Origin of the sequence: Halanaerobium sp. ST460_2HS_T2, from assembly GCF_003337665.1 — a bacterium.
GTDB lineage: Bacteria > Bacillota > Halanaerobiia > Halanaerobiales > Halanaerobiaceae > Halanaerobium > Halanaerobium kushneri.
In genome coordinates this window covers 16,921-42,910 of sequence record NZ_QPJF01000003.1, presented here as the reverse complement: position 1 = coordinate 42,910, position 25,990 = coordinate 16,921, and the positions used below count along the sequence as shown (strand labels likewise).

At 33.9% G+C, this 25,990-nt stretch carries 19 protein-coding genes; all 19 read left to right on the top strand.

Annotation, left to right across the window (positions count from 1 at the left end; all coding sequences use genetic code 11):
* Nucleotides 1-3 precede the first annotated feature (3 nt).
* A complete protein-coding gene (locus DFR80_RS02285) occupies nt 4-849 on the top strand; it encodes a carbohydrate ABC transporter permease (RefSeq protein WP_076546215.1) in 846 nt (281 codons plus the stop codon).
* Nucleotides 850-994: 145 nt separating this feature from the next.
* Nucleotides 995-2,218 carry a Gfo/Idh/MocA family protein gene (locus DFR80_RS02280; protein WP_076546216.1) on the top strand — a complete coding sequence of 408 codons (1,224 nt, stop codon included), beginning with the start codon at nt 995-997 and terminating at the stop codon, nt 2,216-2,218.
* 16 nt (nt 2,219-2,234) lie between these two features.
* Nucleotides 2,235-3,548 carry an NADH:flavin oxidoreductase gene (locus DFR80_RS02275; protein ID WP_114489098.1) on the top strand — a complete coding sequence of 438 codons (1,314 nt, stop codon included), beginning with the start codon at nt 2,235-2,237 and terminating at the stop codon, nt 3,546-3,548.
* Between the two features lie 148 nt (nt 3,549-3,696).
* Nucleotides 3,697-5,235 (top strand): tagaturonate reductase, encoded by a 1,539-nt coding sequence (locus DFR80_RS02270; RefSeq protein ID WP_114489097.1) that lies wholly within the window; start codon nt 3,697-3,699, stop codon nt 5,233-5,235.
* Nucleotides 5,236-5,318: 83 nt separating this feature from the next.
* Nucleotides 5,319-6,842, top strand: a complete 1,524-nt coding sequence (locus tag DFR80_RS02265; RefSeq protein ID WP_076543848.1) for a tagaturonate epimerase family protein — start codon at nt 5,319-5,321, stop codon at nt 6,840-6,842.
* A gap of 99 nt (nt 6,843-6,941) precedes the next feature.
* A complete protein-coding gene (gene uxaC, locus DFR80_RS02260; RefSeq protein ID WP_114489096.1) occupies nt 6,942-8,315 on the top strand; it encodes a glucuronate isomerase in 1,374 nt (457 codons plus the stop codon).
* An 85-nt stretch (nt 8,316-8,400) separates the two neighbouring features.
* On the top strand, nt 8,401-9,906 hold the full coding sequence (locus DFR80_RS02255; RefSeq protein WP_114489095.1) for a UxaA family hydrolase: 1,506 nt from the start codon (nt 8,401-8,403) through the stop codon (nt 9,904-9,906).
* A 158-nt stretch (nt 9,907-10,064) separates the two neighbouring features.
* The gene (locus tag DFR80_RS02250; protein ID WP_076543845.1) at nt 10,065-11,051 is read left to right on the top strand and encodes a Gfo/Idh/MocA family protein; all 987 of its coding nucleotides are present in this window, start codon (nt 10,065-10,067) and stop codon (nt 11,049-11,051) included.
* A gap of 78 nt (nt 11,052-11,129) precedes the next feature.
* Nucleotides 11,130-12,452, top strand: coding sequence for a glycoside hydrolase family 28 protein (locus DFR80_RS02245; RefSeq protein ID WP_076543844.1), 1,323 nt, complete (start codon nt 11,130-11,132; stop codon nt 12,450-12,452).
* A 20-nt stretch (nt 12,453-12,472) separates the two neighbouring features.
* Complete coding sequence (locus DFR80_RS02240; RefSeq protein WP_076543843.1) at nt 12,473-13,528, top strand: dienelactone hydrolase family protein; 1,056 nt, start codon at nt 12,473-12,475, stop codon at nt 13,526-13,528.
* Nucleotides 13,529-13,588: 60 nt separating this feature from the next.
* On the top strand, nt 13,589-14,950 hold the full coding sequence (locus DFR80_RS02235; protein WP_114489094.1) for a hypothetical protein: 1,362 nt from the start codon (nt 13,589-13,591) through the stop codon (nt 14,948-14,950).
* 58 nt (nt 14,951-15,008) lie between these two features.
* The gene (locus DFR80_RS02230; protein ID WP_114489093.1) at nt 15,009-17,006 is read left to right on the top strand and encodes an FAD-binding protein; all 1,998 of its coding nucleotides are present in this window, start codon (nt 15,009-15,011) and stop codon (nt 17,004-17,006) included.
* Nucleotides 17,007-17,087: 81 nt separating this feature from the next.
* Nucleotides 17,088-17,924 carry a helix-turn-helix domain-containing protein gene (locus DFR80_RS02225; RefSeq protein WP_076543840.1) on the top strand — a complete coding sequence of 279 codons (837 nt, stop codon included), beginning with the start codon at nt 17,088-17,090 and terminating at the stop codon, nt 17,922-17,924.
* Nucleotides 17,925-18,086: 162 nt separating this feature from the next.
* Nucleotides 18,087-19,349, top strand: a complete 1,263-nt coding sequence (locus DFR80_RS02220) for a glycoside hydrolase family 28 protein (protein ID WP_199505756.1) — start codon at nt 18,087-18,089, stop codon at nt 19,347-19,349.
* A gap of 356 nt (nt 19,350-19,705) precedes the next feature.
* Nucleotides 19,706-21,616, top strand: a complete 1,911-nt coding sequence (locus DFR80_RS02215) for an ABC transporter substrate-binding protein (RefSeq protein ID WP_114489091.1) — start codon at nt 19,706-19,708, stop codon at nt 21,614-21,616.
* A 106-nt stretch (nt 21,617-21,722) separates the two neighbouring features.
* Nucleotides 21,723-22,733, top strand: coding sequence for an ABC transporter ATP-binding protein (locus tag DFR80_RS02210; RefSeq protein WP_076543837.1), 1,011 nt, complete (start codon nt 21,723-21,725; stop codon nt 22,731-22,733).
* Complete coding sequence (locus DFR80_RS02205; RefSeq protein ID WP_114489090.1) at nt 22,730-23,752, top strand: ABC transporter ATP-binding protein; 1,023 nt, start codon at nt 22,730-22,732, stop codon at nt 23,750-23,752. The genes DFR80_RS02210 and DFR80_RS02205 overlap by 4 nt, the downstream gene beginning before the upstream one ends.
* Before the next feature lie 35 nt (nt 23,753-23,787).
* On the top strand, nt 23,788-24,777 hold the full coding sequence (locus DFR80_RS02200; protein ID WP_076543835.1) for an ABC transporter permease: 990 nt from the start codon (nt 23,788-23,790) through the stop codon (nt 24,775-24,777).
* A 25-nt stretch (nt 24,778-24,802) separates the two neighbouring features.
* On the top strand, nt 24,803-25,927 hold the full coding sequence (locus DFR80_RS02195) for an ABC transporter permease (RefSeq protein WP_076543834.1): 1,125 nt from the start codon (nt 24,803-24,805) through the stop codon (nt 25,925-25,927).
* The last annotated feature ends 63 nt before the right edge of the window (nt 25,928-25,990 follow it).

The following is a 25,990-nucleotide window of genomic DNA, read 5'->3' as shown; positions in this document are numbered from 1 at the left end:
TTGATGAATTTAACCTTTAGTCAAAAAGAAAAACTTAAAAATATATTATTTCATGTATTAGTTGGTGGATTCTGTATCTTTATGCTTTATCCTCTACTCTGGATGGTAGCTGGCTCATTAAAAACCTCAGGTAATGCCTTAAGTGCTACTCTATGGCCTGAAGCAATGCAGTTTAGAAACTATCTGGAAGGCTGGAAAGGTTTTGGTGGGGTTTCGTTTTTAACTTTCTTTAGAAATTCATTCTTTATTGCGGGTACAGCAACAATTGGTCAGATTCTTCTGGCTTCATTTTCTGCTTTTGGTTTTACCCGAACCCGATTTATTGGTCAGAAGTTCTGGTTTGCAATTATGATTGCAACTGTTTTAGTGCCTGGACAAATTTTAAGAATTCCTCAGTATATAATGTTTAATCAGTGGGGTTGGGTTGGTTCATTTTTACCAGTTATTTTACCTCAGATGCTGCCAGTTCCTTTCTTTACATTCTTAATGGTGCAGTTTGTAAGGGGTATTCCAACTGAGCTTGATGAGGCAGCTGAAATTGATGGCTGCAGTAAATTTGGTATTTTCTTTAAGATTATACTTCCTAATTTAAAACCTGTACTGGTTACAGCCGGAATCTTTAGATTCTACTGGTCCTGGAATGACTTTATGACACCTCTGTTATATTTACAGAATGTTACTAAGTATCCAGTTTCAATTGCACTTAAAATGTTCTCTGATCCAAATGCAATTACAAACTGGGGAGCAATGTTTGCAATGACTTTCTTATCCATATTGCCAACAATTATTCTCTTTATTTTCTTCCAGAGATATTTAATTGACGGTGTTGCATTTTCAGGTATTGATTGATCTAAATATTTTTATCTTAAAAATTGTTAAAAAAAACTTAATAGTCAAAGATATGTTTAGAATCTAGATACTGAAACAGATATAATAATTAATGGTCTGATGAGATTAAATTTAAATGGTGTAGATAAATAAGGAGGTAGATCAAATGTCCGAAGTAGGTTTTGCTGTTGTCGGTGTACGTAATTTTGCTGGAAGTTATTTGAGAAACATTGAAGAGTTAGAGACAGAAGGTAAAATGAAACTGACAGCGGTTGTAGTAAATGATCAGGTTAATAATGCTGATAAGGTTAGAGAGCTAAGACATAAAGGAATTGCTATTTATAGTTCTTATGAGAACTTATTAAAAGAAGGGAAATCATGTGTAGATATTATTGGTTTACCTGTCTCCATTCCAACTCATTCCGAGATGGCAATTAAGGGGATGAAAGCAGGTTATAATATACTCCTGGAAAAACCACCTGCTCCTACAGTTCAGGAAATTGATGCAATGATTAAAACTGAAAAAGAGACAGGAAGATTCTGTTCAATTGGTTTTCAATATATCCATTCTCACACAATTAGAAAAATTAAAAAGTTTATTCTAGATGGTAAATTAGGTGAGGTTAAAGAAATTGCAGCTAAAGGATTCTGGCCGCGTTTCAAATCATATTATGATCGTAATGATTGGGCAGGAAAAAGTGTGGCTATGGGCCAACTTGTACTGGATGGGCCAATGCACAATGCTTTTGCTCATTATTTAAATAATATGATTTTTATTGCTGGATCTAATATGCATAGTTCTGCTCAGTTAAAGAGGGTAAGAGCTGAGTTATATAGAGGTCATAGTTACATAGAAGCTGATGATAATTCATGTATTGAGTTGGAAACAAATTCAGGTACTAAAATATATTTTTATGTAACTCATATTCCCGAAGCAAAAAGAGACCCGATAATGGAAATAGTGGGAACAGAAGGTAAAATAACCTGGCAGATGAATGAGGATACAAAGATTGAGTTGGATAATGGAGAGGTTATTGAATTTGATAATGAAGGTTTAGATCCTAAAAAAGAAGTCTTTAGAATTGCAGCAGATAAACACCTTTCTTTAATTGAAGATTTGTACTGTACTCCGGAGAACACAAGAAACTTTGTAGTAGCAATAAATGGGGCGTATGATTCTGCCCAGAAAATTAAAGCTATTCCCCAGGATTTAATAAAAGAATTTAACAATGATGAGGGAGAGTATCAAACAGTACTACCTGGTATTGACGATTTAATAGACCAAGCTTTTGCAGAAAGAAAGCTACTATCTGATTTAGATATTGACTGGGCAGTTAAAACAGAATGGATTAATGTAGAGAACTATCCTGGTTTTAATCCGTTTAATTAGGAAGGGATTTGATTAAATGAAAGATAAAAAATTTAATTATAGTTCTCTAAAAGAGCTTCGGGCAGATCTGTCTAAGCTTGATTTTAAACTGCCCCTGACGGAGAACACAGATATTTTGAAAGAAGAAATTAAGATAAATAATTTAAAGATCCCAAATCGAATTGCTATTCATCCGATGGAAGGAGCAGATGCCAACAACGATGGCACACCTTCTGAGCTTACCAGAAGAAGATATCAGCGTTTTGCGTCTGGTGGAGCTGGTCTTATCTGGCTGGAAGCAATAGCTGTTGATGCTGCTGGACGAGCAAATAAAAGTCAGTTGTTTTTAAAGGAAGAGAATCTGATTGAGTTTGAAAAGCTGGTTAACTTAATCCAGAGTCAGTCCAGTGTTGATCCTTATCTGGTTGCTCAGTTGACTCATTCCGGTCGTTTTGGGGTAAATAATATAATTGCCTTTAGAGATCAAGAACTTGATTCAGTTTCAATAGCAGAAAACGATTTCCACATAATTACTGATCGTGAACTTGATCAGCTGCAGCTTGATTATTTAAATGCTGCCAGCTTAGCAGAAAAAGCGGGCTTTGATGCAGTTGATATTAAAAGCTGCCACCGCTATCTGCTTTCTTCACTGCTTGCTGCTTATGATCGAAAAGGTAAATATGGTGGAAGTTATGAAAATAGAACCCGATTTTTAAAAGAAACTATCAAAAAAGTGAAGGCAAATTTAGATATCGATATTACAGTGCGCCTAAATATTTATGATGCAATACTCGGGGGCTGGGGAAGTAATGAGGATGGAGAAGCCGATTTGACAGAGCCGGCGCGATTATTAAAAGAACTGGAAGAATTGGGAGTGAAGATAATTAATGTTACTGCCAGTACTCCATACCTAAAACCTCATGTTAATCGTCCCTATGATGTAGGAAGTTACAGACCGCCTGAACATCCACTAAAAGGTGTACAGCGTTTGCTGGAACTGACGAAATTTACCAGAAATAATCTGGATCAGGCTCTAGTAATCGGTACTGGTTTCAGCTGGCTGCGTCAATTTGGAGCTAATGCAGCGGCCGGGATGATTGAGGCTGGCTGGACAGATTTAGCAGGTTTTGGTCGTCAGGCATTTGCCTATCCCGATTTTGCAAATGATATTTTTGAAAATGGTGAAATGGACAAAACAAAGGTCTGCATAAGCTGCAGCAAGTGTGCAGAATTAAAAGCTGCTAAAAAGAAAGCTGGTTGTGTAATTAGAGATCAGGAAATATATCTTCCTATTTACCAAGCACTGCAGCAGGAAAAGGCAGCTCAAGAGTTTTCGGCAGTGAATGATTAAAATAGTTTATCCTCAAAGTTACAAATGAGCTAATTATTGAATAAAATAACAAATTACTTTATTGTTATTAGAGTAGATATTTAGTATGATTAATTAAAAGGGTGAAATAGATTTATAACTAGTTTTTTAAATTTGAAGGAGGCAAATGATGTCTGAGAATAATTTACCGATGCTTGATCGTAATTACTTAGAATCAGAACTTTTAGGGACAGAGATTGCAGATTTTCCTGCTGAAATTCTTGATTATCCCGAAAAAGTAGTTCAAATTGGTGAAGGTAACTTTTTACGAGCCTTTGTTGACTGGATGTTTCATACAATGAACAAAAAAGGAATTTTTAAAGGAAGAACAGTTGTAGTTCAGCCAATTAGAGAAGGTAGAATTTCTAATTTGAATCAACAGGATGGTCTTTATACTCTTTATTTAAGAGGAATTGAAAATGGTGAGGAAGTAAATAAAAAAGAAATTATGACCGCTATTTCTCGCGGAATAGAATCATATAATCAGTGGGAAGAGTATTTAAAATTAGCTGAAAATCCTGATATAGAATTTGTTGTCTCTAATACTACAGAGGCGGGGATTGTCTATAATGAAGATGATAAATTAACAGATAATCCTCCAGAATCATATCCAGGGAAATTAACCGCCTATCTTTACCGACGTTATCAAACTTTTAATGGGGCTGAAGATAAGGGAATGGTAATTATTCCGGTAGAACTAATTGATCGTAATGGAGATAATTTAAAGAAAATTGTGCTTCAATTAGCAGAGGACTGGGAATTAGAGGCCGGATTTTCTAATTGGATTAAAGAATCAAATCATTTTTTAAATACACTTGTTGATCGAATTGTAACTGGGTACCCTTTTAACGAAATAGAAGAATTAGAAACTGAACTTGGTTATCATGATCAGAATCTGGATACTGGCGAAATTTTTCATCTCTGGGTTATAGAAGGAGATAAAAGCTTAAAAGAAAAACTGCCATTCCATAAAGCAGGATTAAATGTTAAATGGGTCAATGATTTAACACCTTATCGGACAACAAAGGTAAGGATATTAAATGGGGCTCATACTTCTACGGTACCTGTATCATATTTGGCTGGAATTGATCTGGTTCGAGATGCAGTTAATGACGAACTGGTGGGAGAATTTATTAATCAGGCAGTATTTAAAGATATTATACCTACTCTTGATGCGGACGAAGAGGAGTTAGAAGACTTTGCATCTAAGATTTTTGAGCGCTTCAAAAATCCTTATATTGATCATAAATGGCTTGATATTTCTTTAAACTCAACTTCTAAATTTAAAACCAGAGTGCTGCCTTCACTGGTCCAGCATATTGAAGAATATGATAAAGTACCAGAGCGTTTAAGTTTTGCCCTTGCTTCTTTAATTCATTTTTACCATGGAACAGAGTTAGAAGAAGGCAAACTGGTTGCTTATCGTGATGGAGAAAAATATCTAATCAGAGATGATAGAGAAGCCCTTGAATATTTTGCTGATCTCTGGTCTAAATTTGAAGCTGAAGATATCACTTTATCTGAATTAGGTGAAGATGTACTGGCAAATAATGATTTTTGGGATAGAGATTTAAATGAACTTCCTGGATTGACAGATTCCCTAGTTCATAATTTAAAATTAATAAAAAATGAAGGAATGAGAGCAAGTATAGAGAAATTAATTAAATAGATGAACCAAGTAGATCTATCCTCACTTTTTGAGTGGGGATATTCTGCCTGAATAAAGTTTATTAATTATAAGGAGGTATATATATGTCCTGGAGAGATTTTGCTGAAGAACTTGTTGGAACTTCAAAAGAAGCGGTAAAAAAAGTTGCTGAATATGCCGAAGATTATCGTATTTATCCCCGGTCAATAGTTAAAGAGGGTAAGTCATTTTATTTTATTGCGAAGATTGATCAGAAAAAGAAATTAGTTATTCTAAATAAGAGTAAAAATTTCAAACTTTTTCAGGGTAAAATCGAAGAGTTAGCAGGCTTTAAAGCAAAAATAGCACCTTTAAGTCATTATAATGCGGAGATATTAAGAGATATTTTTCCTTTTACTGCTCCTCAGGCTCTCGGTAATCAGTCTGCAAGCATTGGGCTTGGAGATAGATTAGGAATTGCTACCCCCGGACATATTGCAGCCATTAAAGATTTTGATGTTATGCCTGTTTTTGCTCAGCAGTCAGTCAGAGAATTAACTTTAACTGGAAGAACTTTTAAATCAGTACTTGATGATGTTAGTTGGGCGGTTTTTCAGGAGGGGTATCAGGATGGTTTTGCTGCTGATGCAGACCATTTAAAGGAAAAACCAGATATTCAAAACGCTCTAGATTTAGGCTATACTATGCTGACTTTGGATTGTACAGATTATATTAATGATGATCTGGACCAGATGTCTAAGGCTGAGATTGAAGAAGCTTATCAAGAAGTGCCTGATTATTTAAGAGAGGGACTTGAAGATCAATATTTAAACAAAACTTTTGTTCTCGATTCAGGCTATCAATTAGAGTATAATGAAAATAATTTTCAAGAGATTGTATTAGTCTATTATAAGATGCTTGATTTTGCTAAAGAAATTCAGCATTTACTTAAAAAATCAGATAAAGATGTGGACTTTGAAATTTCAATTGATGAGACTTCAACCCCGACAACTCCAGAAGCACATTTCTTTGTTGCTAATGAACTAAAAAGGAATAAAATTAAAGTTAACTCTCTTGCACCTCGTTTTGTGGGTGAATTTGAAAAAGGAATTGACTATATTGGGGACTTAGATCAGTTTGAAAAAGAGTTTAAAGTTCACTCAGATATTGCTGATCGTTTTGGTTATAAACTAAGTATTCACTCAGGTAGTGATAAATTTAGTGTTTTCCCAATAATTGGTCGTTATACTCAGGGGAGAGTTCACGTTAAAACAGCAGGTACCAACTGGTTGGAAGCCATTAGAGTAGTAGCAGAGAATGATCCATCTTTATATAGAGATATACATGCTTATGCTTTAGAAAAATTTGAAGCTGCAAAAGAATATTACCATGTTACTACAGATTTATCAAAAGTACCTGAACTGGCTAAGATTAGTGATCGGGAACTCGGATCTTTATTAGAAATAGACGAAGTTCGTCAGCTCCTGCATATAACCTATGGCTTTATTCTTCAGGATAAAAAGGATGGACGTTATATATTTAGAGATAAATTATATAAATTCTGGGATGAGCATGATAAAGAATACCGACAGGGACTGGAAAAACATATCGGCAGACATTTAAAAAAATTAGGGTTTTATAAAGAATAATTAAAAATTTGCATTTGTTATAGAAAAGTAACTTTTAAAATGATATTATAATTATGAAAACATTTTCAGGAATGAAATTATAAAATTAGGAGGAGAAAAATGGCTTTTTTAGACGAAAATTATTTACTTGAAGGTGAAACAGCAAAAAAGTTATATAAAGAAATTGAAAATCTACCTATTCTGGATGCTCATAATCATGGTGATGTTCCAGAGATTTTAGAAAATGAAGGTTGGGACGATATCTGGGAAGTAGAAGCAGAAACAGATCATTATGTCTGGGAAATGATGCGTAAAAGAGGTGTTCCAGAAGAAAAAATTACTGGTGATGCTTCTAATAAAGAAAAATGGTTTGCTCTGGCAGAAATTTTCCCTGAAATTGCAGGAAACCCAACATATGAGTGGATTCATCTTGATTTAAAACGACGTTTTGGGATAGAGGAGCCAATTTCTGAGCACACAGCTGAGATGATCTGGCAGAAAACTAAAAATATGCTGGCTGAAGATGAAATGAGCCCTCAGAACCTATTAAAAGAAATGAATGTAGAGATAATGTGTACAACTGATGAGCCATATTCTCTTTTAGAAAATCATAAAAAAGCTAAAGAAGAGGTTGAGGGAGTAAAAATCCTTCCTACCTGGCGTCCTGATAAGATTATGAATATTGAACATGAAAATTGGAGCCAATATGTTGAAAAATTAGGTGAGGCTTATGAAGAGGATGTTAATGATTTAGATGGTCTTTTAACCGCACTTAAAAAGTCTCATGATTATTTTGAAGAAATGGGTTGTGTTGCCAGTGACCATGGTATTGTGGAACCTATTTCCTATAAAGTTGAAAAATCAGATGCTGCTGAAATTTATGAAAAGGCAGTTAATGGTAAAGAATTAACTGAAACTGAGATTAGAGATTTTAAAGCATTTACTTTAGTTGAATTTGGTAAGTTAAATAAAGAGAGTGGCTGGGTAACTCAACTCCATATTGGAGCTGTGAGAGACTATAGAGATAATTTATATGAAAACTTAGGTCCGGATACAGGTGGAGATATTTCTAATAATGATATAGAACTTGTAGATAATCTAAGATATTTTGTAAATAAATTTGATTCTGAGCTGGATATTGTTCTATATACTATGGAGCCAACACACTGGTTTACAGCTTCTACAATCTCCAGAGCTTTTCCTAATGTTTCATTAGGTGCTCCCTGGTGGTTAACTGATAGTCCGTTTGGAATGGAGAGACAGCTGCAGCAGGTTACAACAGTTGATTTATTTTATAATTTAGCCGGTATGGTAACTGACTCCAGAAAATTAATGTCCTATTCTTCCAGATCAGAAATGTTTAGAAGAACACTGGCAAATGTTGTGGGTCGTCAGGTTGATCGAGGGAGAATGCCTTACAGTGTTGCTGCCGATCTAGTAGCTCATGTTAGTTATTATGGTCCAAAGAAATTATTTTTTGAAAATGTAAAGTAATTTGTTTTAGTAATAATCAAATATAAATTTAAATAGCCTGGGATTCTAGATTCCAGGCTATTTTAGAATAAATAAGGAGGTTCTTATGGGAGCCAGAGTTTTGTTAATAAATGAAAATGATAATATTGTTATTGCAGTAGAAGAGATAAATGCTGGAGAAATAATTGAAGTTCAGGGGGAAAAAATAAAAGTTTTAAGTGATATCCCGGTAGGTCATAAAGTTGCTCTTAAAGATTTTGCCGAGAATGAAGAAGTAATTCGTTATGGTTTTCCAATTGGAAAAACAACAGAGGAAGTAAAAAAAGGTGAATGGATACACACTCATAACTTAAAAACTGCTTTAGAGGGGAAATTGGATTATGACTATCAACCTGATTTACCTGAGCTAAAAGAGCCTGAGCAAATCCCTACATTTATGGGCTATCAACGTGAAAATGGAAAAGTCGGGATTAGAAATGATATCTGGATAATTAATACGGTTGGTTGTATTAATAAGGTAGTAGAAAAAATGGCTTTAAAAGCAGAAATGAAGTATGAAGATTTAATTGAAAATGAAATTTTAGATAGTATCCATGCTTTTCCACATCCTTATGGATGTTCTCAGCTGGGGGATGATCTTGAGATGACTCAAAAGGCTTTAGCTGGTTTAGTTAATCATCCTAATGCAGCAGCTGTTATGGTTGTGGGACTTGGCTGTGAAAATAATTTGATTGAAGATTTTAAAGAATATATAGGAGATTATAATCCAGAGCGGGTTAAGTTTATTAATCTTCAGGATGTGGAGGATGACCAGAAGGCAGCAGGAGCTATTTTAGATAACCTGGTAGATTATGCTTCCAAGTTTGAGCAGGAAGAGATTCCGGTTTCTGAACTAAAAATTGGCTTAAAGTGTGGTGGCTCAGATGGATTTTCTGGAGTAACTGCTAATCCATTACTTGGAAGGATTTCTGATAAGTTGGGAACATATGGAGGAACAAGTATTTTAACTGAGGTTCCAGAAATGTTTGGGGCTGAGAAAATTTTAATGAATAGAGCTAAAGATGAGGAAACCTTTGAAAAAGTGGTGGAATTGATTAATGGATTTAAAGATTATTTTCTTTCTCATGATCAGGAAATTTACGAAAATCCTTCACCAGGAAATAAAGAAGGTGGAATTACTACTCTGGAAGAAAAATCACTGGGCTGTACTCAAAAAGGCGGGACGGGTATTGTTAATGATGTATTCTTTTATGGAGATCAGGTTACAGGTAGCGGTCTGAATCTTCTGGAAAGTCCCGGGAATGATTTAGTAGCAACAACTGCCCTATCTTTATCTGGAGCTCACATGGTGCTATTTACTACCGGTAGAGGGACTCCTTTTGGGGGGCCGGTACCAACTGTAAAAGTTTCCACTAATAATAGATTATATAATCAAAAGCGTAACTGGATAGATTTTAATGCTGGAGAATTGCTGGAAGGTAGGAATATGGATTCTTTAGCTGAAGAATTTTTTGAATATCTACTGGATCTGGCTTCCAAAAAAACAAAAACTAAAAATGAAATTAATGATTATCGAGAAATAGCAATTTTCAAGGATGGAGTTACCCTATAAAATTTTTTGAAGAATAGATAATAACAATAAAGGTTCTTCCTAAGGCTGGAGATTTTTGAAGGACCTTTATTGATAATTTGACTTTCAGAGTTGAATCTGATATTTTTTATTTGATCATGGAAAATGTTTTCCACCAAATTATATGAGGGGTGTAAGAGATGAAAATAGTTCTTATTGGTTCAACAGGCCACACTAATTATGTTGTTGAAGGTTTAAAAGATAACTATGAGGATCAAATTGTTGGAATCGCACCTGGATCTGAAACTGAAGAAGTTGATTCTCTCTATCAAAAATTGGCTAAAGATTATGACATAAAAAAATATAATAATTATATAGAGATGCTTGACCAGGAAAAGCCTGATGTCGCAGCTGTTGCCTGTCATTTTGGAGATCATGCTCAGGCTGCAATTGAAGTATTAAACAGAAATATTAATTTATTTGTAGAAAAACCAATTGCTACTACTTTATCTAAACTGGCAGAAGTTAAAGCAGCCTATAAAAAAAGTGAGGCTAAACTTGCTGCAATGTTTGGAATTCGTTATAAACCCTGGTTTTTAACTGCTCATAAATACATAAAAGAAGGAGCTATTGGCGAAGTAAGACTAATGAATGCTCAAAAATCCTATCGCCTGGGCCAGAGAGAGGATTTCTATAAAAAGAGAGAAAGCTATGGAGGAACTATCCCCTGGGTTGGTAGTCATGCGATTGACTGGATGCAGTGGTTAAGCGGCAAAGATTTTAAATCAGTATATGCCTCTCATTCAACAAAAGCAAATAAAAATCACGGGGAATTAGAGGTTTCTGCACTCTGCCACTTTGATTTTGAAGATGAAGTTGCCGGTTCAGTCAATATTGATTATTTAAGACCCCAAAATGCCACCAGTCATGATGATGATCGGATTAGAATTGCTGGTGATAAAGGAGTTATTGAAGTATTAAAAGAAAAAGTCTATCTAATAAATGATCAGATTGAAGGTAATCGAGAGCTTCCCCTACTTGCTAAAAAAGAGGTGTTTGCTGACTTTTTAAACTGGGTTAAAGGTAATGGAGAATCTATGATAACTGCAGAAGAATCATTTAGAGTTACTGAGGCTGCGCTTCAAGCCAGAAGATCTGCAGATCAAAAGAAATTAATTCATTTTTAAGACTTTAAATATTAATTTGATTAAGAAATTGAAATAAACTCTTAAATATTTTATATATCAGTGATAATGGAGGTTAAGATGCTAAAAAATAATTTTGAAATAGAAGTTAAAAAACCAGAATTTCCCGAGCGAAAATTTAATCTAAAGGAGTTTGGAGGAGTAGCTGATGGGAATTTTGATAACACAGAAGTTTTTGCTGAAGCAATCTCCAGCTGTCATCAGGCAGGTGGAGGAATAATAATTGTTCCGGCCGGGGAGTGGTTTACAGGACCAATTCATTTTAAAAGTAATGTTCATTTAAAACTAGAAAAAGATGCAGTTATTTCTTTTAGTGATAATTTTGAAGATTATTTACCTGTAGTTTTTACCCGCTGGGAAGGAAATGAATGCTATAACTATTCTCCTTTAATTTATGCCAGCGAATGTGAAAATATTGCAATTACTGGTCAGGGCAAGCTGGTTGGTAATGGAGAAAAATGGTGGCCCTGGAAACAGACTCAGCATGATGCTGCTAAAAGATTATATGATGCAGAGTATAATGGGATTCCAGTTAAAGATAGGGTTTTTGGGCAAAAAGAGGGTTTAAGGCCTCAGTTTATTCAGCCTATTAACTCCAAAAATATATTAATTGAGGGAATAACTATCGTTGATGGTCCAATGTGGACGATTCATCCTGTTTACTGTGAGAATACAATTATTAGGGATTTGAAAATAATTACTGATGGTCCAAATACTGATGGAATTAATCCTGATTCCTGTAAAAACATGTTGATTGAAAACTGTGATTTTGAAACAGGTGATGATTGTATTGCGATTAAATCAGGAATTAATGAAGATGGTCTGCGGGTAAATAAACCTACTGAGAATCTTCTAATTAGAAATTGTAAATCTAAAGAAGGTCACGGTGGAGTTGTAATTGGCAGTGAAATGTCAGGTGGAGTAAAAAATGTCCATGTCCATGACTGTGTATTTAATGGTGGAGAAAGAGGTGTACGTTTAAAATCTATGCGCGGCCGGGGAGGTTGTGTTGAAAATCTTTTGTTCGAAGATATAGAAATTAATAATCTGCGAGCTGAGGGAATAATTTTGAATATGTATTATGATGCTACTACAGTTGAGCCAAGAACTGAGTTGCCCCCATTATTTAGGAATATAACCATTCGAAATATTAAGGGAGAAAATGTTAACCAGCCTGTTGTGTTGAGAGGCTTACCGGAAAAGAAAATGAAAGATATCACTCTGGAAAATATTAATTTGAGTGGTAAACGGAGTCTAACTGCCAGTAATTTAGATGGACTAAATTTAAAAAATATAAATTTAGAAATAGATTCTGAAGTACAGTTTGAATTTAAAAATGTAGCTAATTTAAATATAAAAAATAGCAGCTGTAAACAAAAATAACTAATATGAGGTGTGAAGAGATGGCAGGAGAGAAAAATATTTTTTCCCCAGATTCCTATTTAGATAAATTATATCAGAAAAATAATCCTAAGTTTCATTTTAAAGCGAAAAATATAAAAGAATGGGAGCTTTGGCGTCAGAAATTAAAAGATAAAATTGCTGAAATTATAGGTGGAGTTCCCAAACAGACTGAGATTTCTGAAATAGAGGTTTTAGCAGAAAATAGATTTAAAAATTATCGACGACTTAGGATCTCCTATCAGGTTAAAAATTATCTTCAAATTCCTGCCTATCTTTTAATACCGGAACAAAACAAGAAGGAATATCCGGCAGTTGTGATTGCCCACGGACACGGAAATGGAAGTAGAGAGACAGTTGGACTTAATGGTGCCGGCGAAGATCTGCAGGAGAGTACCTGTCATAATAATCTGGCGTTAGATTTTGTTAAAGCGGGTTACATAGTTATTATACCGGAGTTAATTGGCTTCGGAGACCGCAGACTTATGGATGATTACAATCAAGATCCTGATTTAAAAGAGGATCCAACTTTAAATTCTTGTTACAGAATAAATAGTCAGCTTTTACTGTATGGTCAGAGTATTTTACGCTTAAGGATGTGGGATATTATTTCAGCAGTCAAGCTGCTTAAGAAAAGAGATGATGTAATAAAAAAAGAGATTAACTGTCTGGGTTTTTCTGGAGGAGCTCCGGTTGCAATTTTAAGTGCTTTATTTGAAGCTGAAATTAAATCAGCTGTTATTAGCGGTTATACCTCTTATTATAAGGACAGTATTATGGACAGAAGACACTGTCTTGATAATTATTTGTCTGGGATTTTAAAATATGCTGAATTACCAACAATAATATCTGCACTGGCTCCTAAAGCAATTATGATTCAGGCAGCAGAAAAAGATCATCTTTTTCCTATTGATTCCGCAAAAAAAGCATATCAGGAAGTAAAGAAAGTTTATCAATTTTTAGATAGTGAAGAGAAAATTGAAAAGGATATTTTGCAGGCAGGCCATTCTGTTGCTGCAGCTGCAGCAATTGATTTTTTTGATAGTTTAGATTCTTGAGCAAAAAAATTATAAAAAATAGGAATTAATTTAGAAAATATAATCAGCAAGGAGAATTTGATGTCAGATAAAATAGGGAATAAAGTTAGAGAAATAAAATATAAAGAGTTGATTGAATTTTTTCTACCGCTTGCTGTGATGCCGGTTATAATTGGTATCTCACATAATGCAGTTAATGCCAGTCTGGCCCGACTTCCTTTTCCAGAAATAACACTGGCGGTTTATGCAGTCGCCAAAAGTATTACCAATATAATTAAATCTCCAATCCATATGTCAAGACAGACAGTTACATCTCTAGTAGATGATTACAGTAGTTTTAAGTTTGTCAGCCGTTTTATTTTTGGGCTTGGGATTTTGTATTTTTTAATGATAGCTTCACTGGGTTATACTCCTCTGGGAGAAATTGTATTTAAAAAGATAATTGGCCTTAAAGATCCAAAGGAGATTAACTTTGCCTATCAGGCTTTAAGTATTATGGCTTTTATTCCTCTGGTAGAATCGATAAGGAATATTATGCAGGGTCTTGCCATCAGTCTTAAAAAAACTAATTTAATTACCCCTGGAGTGGTTGTTCGGATTATTAGTATTTCCCTAATTTTGCTCTGGGTTACTATTAATCAGTCGGTAGCGGGAGTAACTGCTGCCAGTGGAGTCTGGCTAACCGGGATAGCTATAGAAATGATTTTTATTACTTTAGCTCTTCGTTATTATTATGGAAGTTTTGCGGTAGTTATAGACAGTTTACCGGCTAATGTCAGTAAAAAAGTTAACTTAAAACGTATAATTAGATTTTTTATTCCAATTGCTATTATGGCATTTCTGGCAAGGTTTGTGCAGCCAGTTGTACAGAGCGGGATCGTACGGACTAGTGTAACTACTCATGATTTAGCTGCTTATGGAGTGAGCTGGACTCTGGTTATGATTTTTGTAGGTCCTTTAGATATGCTTCATCAGTGTTCATTAGTTTATGCTGCTGAGTTAAACCAGAATAACTGGCAGAGAATTTTAAAATTTTCACTGGGGATTGGAAGTATAGTAAGTATTATTCTGGCTGGTTTAAGTTTTACTCAAGTAGGAGATTTTGTTTTAATAAAGTTAATTTCTGTTACTCCTACAATAGCATTATTAGTTAAAAAAGTTATTTTTGCTTTTATTTTATTTCCGATTATTAGAGCTTTTAGAGAAACTTTTTGGGGAGTAATGATGCAGAGACAGACTACTAATATAATTGCTGCTGCCAAAATTGTTGGATTAATTTTTGTTGTACTGGTTTTTATAGTTCTGGCCCTGACAACTGATATTAATGCTGCTATTATAGCTGCTCTGGCTTTAACAGCTGGGGAAGCGGCTGATGCACTGACAATTTCACTTTATATGACAGGTAATAATGTTCTCGAGATGATTTATTATGATAACCACTAAAATTTTTAAATAATTGGATGGATCAATATAGAATTTGTTTCATCCGGGGAGGAAAATAATGAAGAAAGAGCAAATTAAGATTAATGAGCATAAGATTGATGTTTATTCTTTAAATACAGTTGTAGTAGGTTCCGGAGCAGCCGGCTTTAATGCAGCAGACAGGTTATATAACTTTGGCCAGGAAGATATTGCTATTGTAACAGAAGGAATTAATATGGGGACCTCCCGCAATACTGGATCAGATAAACAGACATATTATAAACTAACTCTGGGTGGTAAAGATAAGGATTCTGTGTTCGAAATGGCTGAAACTTTATTCTCGGGTGGCTGTATGGATGGAGACATAGCATTAGTAGAAGCTGCTTTATCAGCTCGTTCTTTTTATCATCTGGTTGACATTGGCGTTCCTTTTCCTCATAATCGATTTGGGGAGTATGTTGGTTATAAAACAGATCATGATCCCCGTAAACGAGCAACTTCAGCCGGTCCTTTAACCTCCCGTTATATGACAGAAAAATTGGAGAAAGAAATTAAAAATAAAGAAATTAAGATTTTTGATAATTATCAGGTAATAGGAGTTTTAACAGATAAAGAACAGGAGAAAGCAGTTGGGATTATAACTCTTAATAAAAACCAGGCTGAGGACAAAAATAAACGTTATACAATTTTTAACACTACAAATATAGTCTATGCAACTGGTGGGCCGGCCGGAATATATGATACATCAGTTTATCCAGGCAGTCAGACGGGAGCATCCGGACTTGCTTTTGAAGCTGGAGTTAAAGGGAAAAATTTAACTGAATGGCAGTATGGAATTGCTTCTACTAAATTCCGCTGGAATTTGTCTGGTACCTACCAGCAGGTTTTACCAACCTACGTTTCTACTGATCAGGATGGAAATGATAAAAAGGAATTTTTAAATCAATATTTTAATGAACCTGGGAAAATGCTTGATGCAGTATTTTTAAAAGGCTACCAGTGGCCCTTTGATCCCCGTAAAGTTAAAGATTTTGGTTCTTCTTTAATTGATATTTTAGTTTATAATGAAATTGTAATTAAAGGACGAAGAGTCTGGCTGGATTATAGAAAAAATCCTGATTATGCCTCTGAAAACGGTGATTTAGAATTTAACTTACTTGGTGAAGAAGCTCATCAATATCTTGAAAACTCTGATGCTCTTTTTGGAACTCCAATTGAGAGGTTGAGTAAAATGAATCAGCCTGCAATTGATTTATATGCTGATAACGGAATTGATTTAGAAAATGAAAAGCTGGAAATTGCTGTCTGTGCTCAGCATAATAATGGTGGCTTAGAGGGCAATATCTGGTGGGAGAGCAATTTAACTCACTTTTTCCCGGTGGGAGAAGTAAATGGAAGTCACGGAGTTTACCGTCCTGGTGGTACTGCTTTAAATTCAGGTCAGGTTGGAAGTACCAGAGCGGCTCAGTTTATTGCTGCTCGTTATCAAGCTCAGCCTCTTGAAATTGAAGATTTTAAGGAAGAAGTTTTGACTCAAATAGAAAAGAAATTAAGTCTGGGAGAGAAATTTGCTAATTCAATTAATGAAAATAGTTCTTCCAATGTAATCTCTATTAGAAAGAAACTTGGTGAGCGAATGAGTGAAGCTGGAGCCCATATTCGTTCAGAATCAAAAATTGAGTCTGCTTTAGCAGAGTGCAAAAATGAGCTTAAAGAATTAGAAACTAATTCTAATTTAGCATCTTATAGAGATTTAAGTCTGGCTTTTCAAAATTATGATTTACTTTTAGCTCAGCTTGTATATCTAACTGCTTTTAAAGATTATATACAAAATGGAGGACGAAGTCGTGGTTCTTATTTAGTGCAGGACAGTGAAGGCCAATTACCTCTTACAGGTTTAAAGGAAGAGTTTCGCTTCAGTCTGGAAAGTGGTGTTTTTAATCAAAAAATCCAGAGAATTAAGTATAAAGAAGACCATTTTGAATTTAGCTGGCAGGATGTAAGATCTATTCCCGAAGATAATAACTGGTTTGAAAATGTCTGGAATAAATATCTTAATGATCAGGTAATCAAATAAATACTTTGCCAATTTAATGCATCCATTGCTAATATGTGATAAAATTATCACAAAGTTATTTTAAATTATAGGGAGGTAAATATGGTCTGTAAAGCCGAACAGTTAAAAGGAGACTTGAGTTTTGAAAATTTGAGTAAACTAAATGATAATGGAATGTCTTCGGTTCACTATCATAATGCTTATGAGATATATTATTTACAGGATGGTAATCGTGGTTATGATATTAAAGACAAAACCTTTAGAGTAAAAAAAGGCAATTTGATATTGATTGATAAATTTAAGCGACATAAGACATTTAATGATAGCAATGATTCTTTTAATAGAATGCTGGTTAAGTTTAAAGAAACTTCTCTGGGAAGTTTTAAACAGGGTGATTATGACTTATTATCCTCATTTAATAAAGATATTAATATTATTCAATTTGATGCTAAAGATAGGATTATGGTTGAAAATATTTTTGCTAAAATGGAAGCTGAAAAGCGAAAAAATAAACCGGGCCAGAATCTTTATTTAAAAACACTTTTAATAGAACTGTTAATTTATGTAAATCGTTATGTTGACGGAAAATATATTGATCAAAAAGAGAGAGATTATCATGTTAAAATTGTAGAAATTATGAACTATATTGATCAAAATTTTTATAAAAAATTAACTTTAAGCAAATTGGCGGATAAATTTTCCTACAGCAGCAGTTATTTAAGTTCACTATTTAAAGAAAAAAGTGATTATACAATAACTGAATATATTAATAATACGAGAATTAAGGAAGCTCAAAATCTTCTTTTAAAAGGAAAAGATAATATTACTAAGATTTCCGAAAGAGTAGGATATAATAATTTAGTCCATTTTGGCCGTAATTTTAAAAAAATAACCGGTTTAACTCCAAGTGAATATAGAAAATGTTATAAAAACAATTAATAAGCTGAAATATGAAACTGCAGTCTGATTTATTTAGACTGCAGTTTTTTTTGATAAATAATGTTTAATTAGTGAAGATAGCTAAAAATATGTTAAGAAATTATTTTTAAATATTGTTATGATGAGTTTAGATTTTAAAAATTACAAATAGGAGAGAGAATAATGAATAGCTCATTTTATAATATTCTTGATTTTGGTGCTAAAGGTGATGGTAAAACTTTAAATACAGCTGCTATTAAAAAAGCAGTAGAAAAATGCAGCCAAAATGGTGGTGGAGAAGTTTATATACCTGCAGGTGATTTTTTGACTGGAACCATAGAACTATATAATAATATTATTCTAAAGATTTCTGCTGGAGCAAAATTAATATTTAGTAATCAACTTAAAGATCATAAAATCATTTCTCAACGCTGGGAAGGTAAAGTTCAAGAAGTATACAGTCCTTTAATCTATGCTAAAGATTCTAAAAATATAACTATTAAAGGTCAGGGAATTATTGATGGCCAGGGTCAAAAATGGTGGGAACTTTTTGCAGCAAACAAGCTGCAGTATCCCAGACCAAGAACAATTTCTTTTGAAAAATCTAGCAATATTTTAATTGCAGACATCAAAATAGTTAATTCGCCAGCCTGGACTATTAATCCTATTAAATCAGATAAGATAACTATTGATAATGTAAGTATTAAAAACCCTCCTAATTCTCCAAATACAGATGGTATAAATCCAAGTTCCTGTAATAATGTACATATATCGAACTGTCATGTTGATGTTGGTGATGACTGTATTACAATTAAATCTGGAACAGAAAAAAGTTCGGAATTGGTCCCCTGCGAAAATGTTACAGTTACCAATTGTACAATGGTTCGCGGTCATGGCGGAGTTGTTATTGGAAGTGAGATGAGCGGGTCAGTTAGGAATCTAACAATAAGCAATTGTGTTTTTAAAGGTACAGATCGAGGAATCAGAATTAAATCAAGGCGCGGTAGAGGGGGAGTTGTTGAAGATATAGTTGTCAGCAACATTGTAATGAAAGGTGTTTTATCTCCAATTATTATGAATTTATTTTATTATTGTGGTGAGGGTGGAAAAAATAAATTTGTCTGGGATAAAAATCCTAAAGAGTTTAATTCTAAAACACCTGTTATTAGAGAGATTCATTTTAACAATATTAGAGCTAATGATGTTAAAACAAGAGCAGTCTTTATTTATGGACTTCCCGAAAGTCCAATTGAAGCAATAACTTTTAATAATATTTCTATTACAATGGCAGATAACGCTCAGTTGCAGACACCTGCTATGATGAGCAATCTTGAAGCTGAAAAACAAAGAGGGGTATATTGTAATAATTTTAGGAATATAGATTTTATTAATTTTAAAATTAAAAATCAAGTCGGCGAAAAATTTGAACTGATTAATGAAAAATAAAAATATACATCTATTAATAAAAAATTTAAAATCATAAAAACATATGTTAAATTTTTCTTAACCTAAAAAAATGTAAAATATCTTAACTTATCTAAATATCTGTTAAGAATCTAATTTTTTTTTCTGTTATTATACTTAATAGATATTTCTAAACTAATAAGTAAATAAGAAGATAAGGCAGTTTAAAATTTGTTATTTTTTCAAGGAGGTGGAAAATAACAAGATTATAGGGTGTGAGATTTTCTAGTTTGTTCAAGTTATCAGGATTTTCATAACTTAAATAAGGATAATTAGGATAAGCTAAATATTTAAAAATCATTTAAATAACTTAAATTATTAAGGGGGATATTTACTAAATGAAATTGGTAAAAGAAAATAGTTTTATTTTACTAACAGTGTTAATTTTATTCTTAACTTCTGGTCTGGCTTCTGCTTATAACCAAGCTCCTGTTTTAGATCAAGAAGTTGAAAATGGAAATCTACCGGCAGTAGATGAAAGATTACCTGAAAACCCGTATGTGACAGAAGTAGTAGATCGTATTGGTGATTATGGTGGTACTTTAAACTGGTTCGCAACTAATGCTACTGATGATCCTAAATTGATGGCTTTATATAATAATATTAATTTGGTTAGATATACACCAAGTCTAACAATTAAACCTGACTTAGCAGAAAGTTATGAGGTGTCTGATGACTTAACAACTTATACTTTTAATTTAAGAAAAGGAATTCGCTGGTCAGATGGTGAGTTATTTACAGCAAATGATGTTATGTTCTGGTTTAATGACATTATTAAAAATGATCAATTAACTGCCGAATCTGGAAGTGGCTGGCTAAAGATTCAGGATAAGCTTCCTGAAGTCAAAAAATTAGATGATTATACAGTAAGATTTTCTTTTGCTGCTCCTAATCCATATTTCTTAGAAAAACTGGCTTTTCCAGGTCGTAAACCATATGCTGCTGCTCACTATTTAAAACAGTTTCATGCAGATTATGCAGATCAGGCTGAACTAAAAAAAAGAATAGCAGACTCTGATTTTGATAAGTGGGTTGGTTTATTTGAATCGAAAAACTCTAAGAAGTTTTTTAGAAATCCTGAACTTCCTGTTATAGAACCATGGGTACCGGTTACCGAACCGCCTGCAAATAGGTTTGTTTATAAAAGAAACCCTTACTTCTATAAAGTTGATGAAGAAGGAAATCAGTTACCATATCTTGACGAAGTTGTTCTAAAAATTGTATCTGATAAAGAAGTACTTTCAATGCAGGTAGTATCTGGAGCTGCAGATTTACAGATGAGACAATTAATGACAAGTAACTTTACACTTTATAAAAACAATGAGAAAAGTGGTAATTATAAAGTCTTAAAATGGCAGAGAAATACTCCATCCCTACCAACCTTTGCTCCCAATATTACCTATGCAGAGGATGAATGGATGCGAGAATTAAATAATAATAAGAAATTCCGTCAGGCATTATCACTTGCTATTAATAGACCAGAATTAAATCAGGTAGCTACTAAAGGTCTGGCTGTACCTAGACAGGCTACTGTTTATCCTCAGTGGGAAGGATTTAAGCAAGAATGGGCTGATGCTTACGCTGATTATGATCCCGAAAGAGCAAATAAGCTTTTAGATGAAGCTGGATTTACTGAAAGAAACAGTGATGGAATTAGACTTAAAGATGGTAAACCAATTCATTTAACTATCTATATAGGAGAAGATCCCAATTTACCAAGAACAATGAATATGATTAAGGATTACTGGAAAGATATTGGTGTGGATATGGACTTTAAAGGTCTGGAAAAAACTCTACATTACACAAGAAGAGATGCAAATAAACTTCCATGGGCTTATATTGGTGGAGCTTCCTGGTCACCAACTTATCCCTATAACTTTATACCTGTAAGTAATTCTTACTCATCTGGAAACTGGTGGGCACCTCTTTATGCAAAGTGGTATGAAACTAACGGTAAACAGGGTGAAGAACCTCCAGCAGAAATTAAGAAGCTAATGAATCTCTATGATGAAATTCAGATTACTAAAGATCAGGATAAGCGAGTGGAGTTATGGCAAAAAGTCTTTGATATCCATGCAGAAAATGTCTGGATGATTGGTACTAATGGCTTACATCCACAGTTTGTAATCAAGAAAAATTATGTTCACAATGTTCCCGAGACTGCTCTGGCAAGTTGGGATTATGGAGCATATTTCGGACCAAGTGAATTTTATCAATTCTTTATCGAAAAAGATGCTCAGGATAAATAATAAAATATAAGAGAAATTGGTCTCTCTACTCTAAGAGAGGCCAATTTCATTAAGAACTAATTTATTTAAAAATAGTTCACAATTAGATAAGTTTGGAGGTTAAATTATGAGTTCCAGTAATTGTGTTATTGATGTAAAAAATTTGCAGACATTTTTTAACACAGAAAATGGTGTTGTTAAAGCAGTAAATGGTGTTAGTTTTTCCATAGAAAAAGGTAAAACACTGGGAATTGTTGGAGAGAGTGGCTGTGGTAAAAGTATGACATCTATGTCACTTATGAACCTGGTGCCTCGTCCTAAAGGATTTATTGCAGGGGGAGAAATAAACTATTTTTATGAAGATGGCAGTAAAATTGATATTACAGAATATGATCATGATAGTGAAAAAATGAGGAAAATACGAGGAAATGAAATGGCCATGATTTTTCAGGAGCCAATGACTTCTTTAAATCCAGTTTATACAGTTGGAGATCAGATTATTGAAGCGATAAAACTGCATCAGAATTATAAAAATAAAGATGAATTGAGAGAAAGAGCTGTAAAAATGTTAAAAAAAGTTGGTATTTCAGCGCCTGAAAACAGGGTTGACGAATATCCACATGAATTTAGTGGTGGTATGAGACAGCGAGCAATGATTGCAATGGCTTTATCCTGTAATCCTCGTCTTTTAATTGCTGACGAACCAACTACGGCCCTTGACGTAACTGTGGAAGCCCAGATTATTAATTTAATGGGTGAATTACAAAAAGATATGGATATGTCAATTATGTTTATTACTCATGATCTTGGGGTCATTGGTGATATAGCAGATGAAGTAATGGTTATGTATACCGGTAAGGTTGTTGAAAAATCTGATACAAAAAGTTTGTTTTCAAATCCCAAGCATCCTTATACCAGGGGTTTATTGAATTCCAGACCGGTTATTGGAAGTAAGAAAAGACTGGAGCCAATTGAAGGTTCTGTTCCAGACTTGCTTCATCTTCCAGAAGGGTGTGACTTTTATGACCGCTGTCCAAAAGCAATGGAAATTTGCAAAAATGAAGATCCACCAGTTTTCGAAGTGGAAGATTGTAAAGTTAAGTGCTGGCTTTATCGAGAGGAGGAAAAAGCGTCTTGAGTAAAGAAGAAACAATTTTAGAAGTTAATAATTTAAAAAAATATTTTCCTATTAGAAAAGGTTTTTTTAAAAGAGTGGTCGGTCATGTAAAAGCAGTAGATGATGTCAGTTTTTTTATCAATAAAGGAGAAACTCTGGGTTTAGTTGGCGAGAGTGGCTGTGGTAAATCAACACTGGGTAGAACTGTTTTACAGCTTTTAGAACCAACTGCAGGTGATGTAATTTATAATGATCAGGGAGTAAAAAAAGATTTAGCAGAAACCAAAGGACAGGAATTAAGAAAATTGCGCCGGAATATACAGATGATTTTTCAGGATCCCTTTTCTTCTCTGGATTCTAGATTATCTGTAAGAGATATTGTCGCTGAACCACTTACTGTTCAGGGAATTGGTAAAGATCGTGAAGAACGAACTGAAATGGTTAAAGAGCTCTTGGAACAGGTTGGCTTAAATAGTTATCAAATGAATCGATATCCCCATGAGTTCAGTGGTGGACAGAGACAAAGAATCGGGATCGCCAGAGCACTTGCCTTAAATCCTGAATTAATTATTTGTGATGAGCCAGTTTCTGCACTTGATGTTTCAGTACAGGCTCAGGTATTAAATCTTTTGTCTGATCTACAAAAAGATTTAGGTCTAACTTACTTATTTATTGCCCATGATTTGGGTGTAGTGGAATACATAAGTGATAGAATTATGGTAATGTATTTGGGTAAAATTGTCGAAGTAGCTGATTCAGATACTTTATATCAAAATCCTCAACATCCTTATACTGAAGCATTATTAAAGTCTATAGCAATTGGAGATCCATTTTCTAATGAACCAAGAGAGGCTCTGGAAGGAACTGTTCCTGATCCTGCAAATCCACCTTCAGGATGTAAGTTTCATACTCGCTGTCCTTATTGTAGTGATATTTGTAAAACTAAAGAACCGGAATTGATTCCTACTGGTGAGGATTATGATAATTATGTTGCCTGTCATTCAAGAGATAGTTTAAATCTTGAGTCTTTTAAAAAGTAAGTTGAAATTATTTTAAAAATGAAGGGAGTTAAAAAATGATTAATTATATTTCTAGGAGAGTTGCTGTAATGATACCAGTTCTCATACTTATCTCCATGTTTATATTTTTTATTATTCAGTTACCTCCAGGTAATTATCTTGACTCGTATGTTGCCTTAGTATCAAGTCAGGGTGAAACTATAAGTGCTGAGAGAGTACAGAAACTTGAAGAAAGGTATGGTTTAAACCAGCCTGTTTATGTTAAATACTGGAAGTGGGTCAAAGGTTTTGTGTTTCTAGACTTTGGGAATTCGTTTCAATATGATAGTGCCAGTGTCTGGTCTATTGTCAAACAATATTTAGGTTATTCAATTCTAATCGCAGGTTCAACGCAGATATTTATGATTGTGGTGGGAATACCAATCGGTATTTATTCGGCAACTCATCAGTATTCTTTTGGCGATTATTTCTGGACTTTTATTGGTTTTATAGGCTTATCTATTCCAAATTTTATGTTAGCTTTAATATTGATGTATGTAGGTTATTTTGTTTTTGGGATTCCTTCCCTGGGGGGACTTTTTTCAGAACAATATGTTACAGCCCCCTGGAGTATTGCTAAATTTATTGATCTACTGGCTCATCTCTGGATTCCAGTTGTTGTCCTGGGAACAGCGGGAACAGCAGGAGTTATCAGAACAATGAGAGCTAACTTACTGGATGTATTAAATATGCAGTACATTAGTACAGCTCGTGCCAAAGGCCTTAAAGAAAGTGTAGTTATTTACAAACATGCTGTCAGGAATGCACTTCATGTAATTATAATGTGGGCTGGAATGAGATTACCAAAATTAATTTCTGGATCTACTGTAGTATCAATAGTACTTTCTTTACCTACCTTAGGACCTATAATATATAGTGCTTTAAGGTCCCAGGATATGTACTTAGCAGGAACGGTTTTATTATTCCAGTGTATTCTTTTATTAGTTGGTAATCTTGTTGCTGATATTATTTTGGCTGTTGTAGATCCCAGAATTCAGTATAATTAAATTTTGATGGTGAGGGAGGATAGATATGAAAACAGAAACAAATCAATCTGAGAAAAATATTAATGAAATTGATGAGTCGCCAGAAATTTTGAGCAGAAATCAATTGATGTGGAGAAAATTTAAAAGAAATAAATTAGGTGTTGCTGGTGGAATAGTTGTATTATTGTTTTATCTTATGGTGATCTTTGGAGGCTTTCTAAGTCCCTATACTCTGGACCATAAAGATTATTCAAACATTACAGCTCCACCTAGAAGAATTCGTATAATTGATCAAGATGGTTTAAGTGCTCCATTTGTTTATGGTTATAAAGCTTCTATGGATCCTGAAACTTTGCAGAGAAATTATGAAATTGATAAAAACAGTAAATATTATATTGATTTTCTTCATCGAGGAGATGAATATAATTTTTTAGGATTGTTTAAAACAGATTTACATTTATTTGGTGTAAATGAAGGACAGATGTATTTACTGGGAACTGATGAAACAGGTAGTGATCTGCTAACTAAGATAATACTGGGAGGAAGGATATCTTTATCTATTAGTTTATTGGGGCCTTTAATTAGTTTAATAATAGGGGCAATCCTGGGAACAGTATCTGGCTATGTAGGAGGAGTTGTAGATGGAGTTATTCAAAGAATTATTGAATTCTTTAAGTCGTTTCCAAGAATTCCGCTCTGGTTAACTCTGGCAGCAGCTTTACCTGCGAATTGGTCTTCACTGAGAGTATATATTGGTATTGTAGTTATTTTAGCATTTTTGGGCTGGACTGGATTAGCCAGAATGGTTAGAGGTAAAATTATGTCTTTAAGAGAAGAAGATTTTGTCTCTGCAGCTATAGCCTCTGGCTCTACAGGTTGGTGGATTGTAAGAAAACACTTAATTCCAAATGCGATGAGTCAGCTGATAGTTTCTGCTACTCTATCAATACCTTCAATGATTTTAGCAGAAGCATCCTTGAGTTTTCTTGGCCTGGGAATTAGAGCTCCAATGACAAGCTGGGGAGTATTATTACAGGAAGCTCAGAATGTACGTACTATTGCACTTCATCCCTGGTTATTTACTCCAGCATTATTTATTATAGTAGCAATCTTAGGATTTAACTTTCTGGGGGATGGCTTAAGAGATGCAGCAGATCCATTTTCAAATTAAATAACAGTTATTATCAACTGTTTATATTAACAAATATATCCCTGTCTTTCTGACTATTGATTT

Excerpts from the sequence above, each read along its gene's own strand:
- DFR80_RS02285 (WP_076546215.1), top strand. The coding sequence starts at position 4 with ATGAATTTAACCTTTAGTCAAAAAGAAAAACTTAAAAATATATTATTT.
- DFR80_RS02280 (WP_076546216.1), top strand. The coding sequence starts at position 995 with ATGTCCGAAGTAGGTTTTGCTGTTGTCGGTGTACGTAATTTTGCTGGA.
- DFR80_RS02275 (WP_114489098.1), top strand. The coding sequence starts at position 2,235 with ATGAAAGATAAAAAATTTAATTATAGTTCTCTAAAAGAGCTTCGGGCA.
- DFR80_RS02270 (WP_114489097.1), top strand. The coding sequence starts at position 3,697 with ATGTCTGAGAATAATTTACCGATGCTTGATCGTAATTACTTAGAATCA.
- DFR80_RS02265 (WP_076543848.1), top strand. The coding sequence starts at position 5,319 with ATGTCCTGGAGAGATTTTGCTGAAGAACTTGTTGGAACTTCAAAAGAA.
- uxaC (WP_114489096.1), top strand. The coding sequence starts at position 6,942 with ATGGCTTTTTTAGACGAAAATTATTTACTTGAAGGTGAAACAGCAAAA.
- DFR80_RS02255 (WP_114489095.1), top strand. The coding sequence starts at position 8,401 with ATGGGAGCCAGAGTTTTGTTAATAAATGAAAATGATAATATTGTTATT.
- DFR80_RS02250 (WP_076543845.1), top strand. The coding sequence starts at position 10,065 with ATGAAAATAGTTCTTATTGGTTCAACAGGCCACACTAATTATGTTGTT.
- DFR80_RS02245 (WP_076543844.1), top strand. The coding sequence starts at position 11,130 with ATGCTAAAAAATAATTTTGAAATAGAAGTTAAAAAACCAGAATTTCCC.
- DFR80_RS02240 (WP_076543843.1), top strand. The coding sequence starts at position 12,473 with ATGGCAGGAGAGAAAAATATTTTTTCCCCAGATTCCTATTTAGATAAA.
- DFR80_RS02235 (WP_114489094.1), top strand. The coding sequence starts at position 13,589 with ATGTCAGATAAAATAGGGAATAAAGTTAGAGAAATAAAATATAAAGAG.
- DFR80_RS02230 (WP_114489093.1), top strand. The coding sequence starts at position 15,009 with ATGAAGAAAGAGCAAATTAAGATTAATGAGCATAAGATTGATGTTTAT.
- DFR80_RS02225 (WP_076543840.1), top strand. The coding sequence starts at position 17,088 with ATGGTCTGTAAAGCCGAACAGTTAAAAGGAGACTTGAGTTTTGAAAAT.
- DFR80_RS02220 (WP_199505756.1), top strand. The coding sequence starts at position 18,087 with ATGAATAGCTCATTTTATAATATTCTTGATTTTGGTGCTAAAGGTGAT.
- DFR80_RS02215 (WP_114489091.1), top strand. The coding sequence starts at position 19,706 with ATGAAATTGGTAAAAGAAAATAGTTTTATTTTACTAACAGTGTTAATT.
- DFR80_RS02210 (WP_076543837.1), top strand. The coding sequence starts at position 21,723 with ATGAGTTCCAGTAATTGTGTTATTGATGTAAAAAATTTGCAGACATTT.
- DFR80_RS02200 (WP_076543835.1), top strand. The coding sequence starts at position 23,788 with ATGATTAATTATATTTCTAGGAGAGTTGCTGTAATGATACCAGTTCTC.
- DFR80_RS02195 (WP_076543834.1), top strand. The coding sequence starts at position 24,803 with ATGAAAACAGAAACAAATCAATCTGAGAAAAATATTAATGAAATTGAT.